Origin of the sequence: Henriciella sp. (genome assembly GCF_049649345.1) — a bacterium.
Classification (GTDB): Bacteria; Pseudomonadota; Alphaproteobacteria; order Caulobacterales; family Hyphomonadaceae; genus Henriciella.
The window spans coordinates 1-3,797 of sequence record NZ_JBARZC010000045.1 but is presented as its reverse complement, the minus strand read 5'-3'; the positions used below and the strand labels follow the sequence as shown (position 1 = coordinate 3,797).

Sequence of the window (3,797 nt, the reverse complement as noted above, 5' to 3'; positions counted from 1 at the left end):
TCGTCTGAGGCGAGGAAGATCATGCCATTAACGATCTCCTGGATCGTGCCGGTTCGGCCGAAGGGAACCGCCTCTGCGGTCATGCCAGATAGCGTCTCATTGCGCGGCATGTTGCTGTCCTTGGCCTCGCTCGTACCGATCAGCGTGTCCCAGATTGCGGTCGAGATGATGCCCGGATGGATGGAGTTCACGCGGATCCCGTCCTTGGCTTCGGCGCATTCCAGCGCCACCGATTTGGTGAAGCTGCGCACCGCCGCCTTGGTCGCGCAATAGCAGGCAAAGTTCGCCGTCGATCGCAGGCCGGCGATCGAGGAGACGTTGATGATATTGCCCTTGCCCGCCGCTCTCATGAAAGGCAGCGCATGCTTCACGCCGAGAAAGACGCCATCGACATTCACCGCCATCATCTTGCGCCAGAGCGACAGCTCCATCTCATGGGCAAGCCCTGTCATGCCGATGCCGGCATTGTTGATCAGGACATCCAGCTTGCCCTCGGTCTCACGGATCGAGCCGATTACGCTTTTCCAGGCGTCTTCGGAGGTGACGTCATGAGAAACGAAGCGGGCCTTGCCACCAGCCTCTTCAATCTCTGAGACGAGAGACTGGCCGGTTTCTTCTTCAATGTCTGTCGCGACGATGATCGCGCCTTCATCCGCGAAGCTTTTCGCCGCCTGACGCCCTATGCCTTTCGCCGCGCCCGTGATGCAGACAACCTTGCTATCGAATCTATTGGCCAAAATACGTCTCCCTCTGCTTCGCCTCTTACGGACTTCGAAGGCGAGTGTGTTCTGGCAGAAAGGCTGCGCGCAAGTCTGACGCGGGGGCAGTCAAAGACGGGTCAGGACGGAAAGCCGCCCGCCCTGCTGAGGCTTGAACTGACCGGATGACCGAGGACGGTCTCCAGCCATTTGGCGGTGTCGATCAGCTTGGAGAGATCCAGCCCCGTTTCGAAGCCGCCCCGCTCCAGCATATAGACGACATCTTCTGTGGCGACATTTCCCGTCGCCGCCGGCGCAAACGGGCAGCCGCCGATGCCGCCGCAGCTGGCATCGATCACGTCAACGCCCTCATCAATCGCCGCCGCCACATTGGCGAGAGCCGCGCCGCGCGTGTCATGGAAATGCATGCGTAGATAGACGTCGGGCGCCTCCATGCGAACGCGCTCGGTCAGCGCCCGGACCTGCCAAGGCGTCGCCACGCCGATCGTGTCGCCAAGAGCCAGCTCATTGACCCCCGCCCGCTGCGCACGCGCAGCAAGATTGCCGACCACAGCCGGATCAACGTCGCCATCATACGGGTCACCAAACGCGACAGAAATTGTCGCGGAAAGAGGGATGCCCGCTTCGAGGACAAGCGGGGCACACTGGGCGAGCATGTCGCCACTTTCAGACGGGCTCATGCCCTGATTGCGTTTGCCGAAGGCTTCACCGGCGACCAGGACGAAATTGATCTCGTCTGCCTTGGCATCGATGGCCCGGCGCACCCCCTTTTCATTCAGGGCCAGCGCGATGTGGCGCGTCGGCTTCGAGCGGTCGAGCCCCATGAAGACGTCAGCGCTGTCCGCCATTTTCGGCACAGCCTTGGGCGAAACGAAGCTGCCGGATTCCATACGGCGCACACCGGCTTCTTCGAGCCGTGAGATGAATTCGAGCTTCTGCGCCGTGCTCAGATTGCCGGGATCGTTCTGCAGCCCGTCGCGCGGGCCGACTTCAACAATATCGATACGTCTTGTCATTCCTGGTCCTGTCTATCGCCCCTGAAAGGCGGGCGGGCGGCGCTCGACAAAACTGTCAACGCCTTCCTTGAAATCAAATGTCTTGAAGCTGCCTGCCATCTCCTCGTCTGCCACTTCAAGGCTTTCCTCGAAATTCTGGAAGTAGGATTCGCGGATCTGGCGCTTCATGACGGCCACAGAGCGCGGAGAAACCTGGGTTGCAAGATGTCTCGCGACCAGATGCACTTCTCCCTTAAGCTCGGTGGAGGGATAAGCGGCGTTCACAAGACCCAGCTGCGCCGCTTGCGCCCCTGTAAACTTGCGGGCAGTGAACAGGAGGTCGAGCGCGTTCGCTTCGCCGATGAGGCGCGGCAGCAGCCATGCGATCCCATGCTCTGCTACAAGGCCGCGCTGAGCGAAGGCGGTCGTGAACTTGGCCTCTTCGGCGCAGTAACGAAGATCCGCATAGAGCGCGAAAATAAGACCGATACCCGCGCACGCCCCGTTGATGGCGGCGATGATCGGTTTGGGGCAGGCATAGAGATAACCGAAGCGTCCGGGATACAGGTTCTCGATCGGATCAGCGCGGTCCACCTCAGAGGTCTCGCGCGATTCTCCTGATCCCTGGATCGATTGCAGGCCCGCCATGTCTGCGCCAGCACAGAAGCCGCGGCCTTCACCGGTAACGACAATGACCCGGACATCATCATCCTTGCCAGCCGCTCGAACGACGGTCTGAACTTCCGCTTCCATCGTGCCCGTCCACGCATTCAGCCTGTCTGGCCGGTTCAGCGTGATGGTCAGAACCCCATCCTGGGTCGCTGTCTTAATTTCCTTGAATTCGCTCATGGCCTGTCCTCCGCGCCTTTTTTTTGGGTGCCAAGACCCTAGCGCAACGGCGGCATCAATGTCAGCAGCTTCCGCTGGGGCGGTCCCCAGCGTTCAGGCAGTATCGGTTACACCGGAGGGCCGATGGCGCTCTGGGTCATAACCGATGACATCGGTCAACAGACCTTTGTCGAGCGCTGTTCCAGGTTCGCCGTGCAGCACGGATACATCCCCGGTCGTCTCGGCGACCACCGCATAAATCTGGTCGAAACGCGTGACATTCGCCTCGCGTAGCTTGGCGATGACATCCGAGCGGGTAATCTTCGCCTTTTTCATCTGCTCTTCGATGTATTCGGTGCGCCACATGATGAGCCGTGGCTCGTTGGCGACAAGTTTTTCAACGAAACTGCTGCGCTTTCGGACCGCTGCAATGGCCATCTGCATGGCGAACAGAACAAAGAGCGCGAACAGTCCCTGCAGGAGCGGCGGGTCCTTCGCGATAAAAATCCCAGCCGCTGCCGAGCCTGTTGCGACCGTCATCGCAAAGTCAAAACCACTCATTTTCGAGAAGCTTCTCAGCCCGGAAATGCGGGTCAGAATTATGACCCAGGCATACACCGCGATTGCGCTGATAAAGACCATCCCCAGTGCAGACCAACTCGTTTCAATCCAGTCCGACATGTCTTGCATCCTCTCTGCTGTTGTTCATAAGACAGCGCATGTCCGAACCTTCCGTTCCCCCTCCCCTGGCCGGTCTGCGCGTGCTCGAACTTGGCCAGCTGATCGCAGGCCCGTTCTGCGCGCAGCTGCTCGGCGATTTCGGCGCCGAGGTCATCAAGATCGAGGCGCCCGGCATGCCCGATCCGGCGCGCGGCTGGGGCGCGGCGAAGAAGAATGGTGTCGGCCTCTACTGGCCTATCCTTGGGCGCAACAAGACTTCGGTCACGCTCAATCTGCGCGAAGCAGACGGCCAGGACATATTGAAGGCGCTTGCTGCGACCGCCGATGTCATCGTGGAAAACTTCCGGCCCGGCACGCTGGAGCGCTGGGGGATCGGGCCCGACGTGCTGCATGAGATCAATCCGCGCCTCGTGATCACGCGGATCTCAGGCTATGGACAAACAGGCCCGGAAAGCGCCAAGGCCGGCTATGCCAGCGTGGGCGAAGCCAAGGGCGGGCTGCGATATCTGATGGGAGAACCTGATCGGCTGCCCTCGCGCGCAGGCGTCTCACTCGGCGACACGATGACCGGCAC

General features: G+C 60.6%; 5 protein-coding genes. 1 reads left to right on the top strand and 4 read right to left on the bottom strand.

The window, feature by feature from the left end; all coding sequences use genetic code 11:
- The 4 genes from WA989_RS01170 to WA989_RS01155 all read right to left on the bottom strand — a co-directional run.
- Positions 1 to 737, bottom strand: a 737-nt coding sequence (locus tag WA989_RS01170) for an SDR family NAD(P)-dependent oxidoreductase (RefSeq protein ID WP_424338701.1), incomplete at its 3' end; no start/stop codon positions are given.
- 101 nt (positions 738 to 838) lie between these two features.
- A complete protein-coding gene (locus tag WA989_RS01165) occupies positions 839 to 1,735 on the bottom strand; it encodes a hydroxymethylglutaryl-CoA lyase (RefSeq protein WP_424338700.1) in 897 nt (298 codons plus the stop codon).
- A 12-nt stretch (positions 1,736 to 1,747) separates the two neighbouring features.
- Entirely contained in the window at positions 1,748 to 2,563 is an 816-nt protein-coding gene (locus WA989_RS01160) for an enoyl-CoA hydratase (RefSeq protein ID WP_424338699.1), read from the bottom strand.
- 93 nt (positions 2,564 to 2,656) lie between these two features.
- Positions 2,657 to 3,223, bottom strand: a complete 567-nt coding sequence (locus WA989_RS01155; RefSeq protein WP_424338698.1) for a DUF421 domain-containing protein — start codon at positions 3,221 to 3,223, stop codon at positions 2,657 to 2,659.
- Between the two features lie 38 nt (positions 3,224 to 3,261).
- Between WA989_RS01155 and WA989_RS01150 the strand changes: the two genes are divergently transcribed.
- Positions 3,262 to 3,797: CaiB/BaiF CoA transferase family protein (locus tag WA989_RS01150; protein ID WP_424338697.1), on the top strand; the 536-nt coding region annotated here is incomplete at its 3' end.

What these genes read in the sequence shown, in the direction of transcription:
- WA989_RS01155 (WP_424338698.1), bottom strand. Translation starts at nt 3,223, where the DNA reads ATGTCGGACTGGATTGAAACGAGTTGGTCTGCACTGGGGATGGTCTTT.
- WA989_RS01165 (WP_424338700.1), bottom strand. Translation starts at nt 1,735, where the DNA reads ATGACAAGACGTATCGATATTGTTGAAGTCGGCCCGCGCGACGGGCTG.
- WA989_RS01160 (WP_424338699.1), bottom strand. Translation starts at nt 2,563, where the DNA reads ATGAGCGAATTCAAGGAAATTAAGACAGCGACCCAGGATGGGGTTCTG.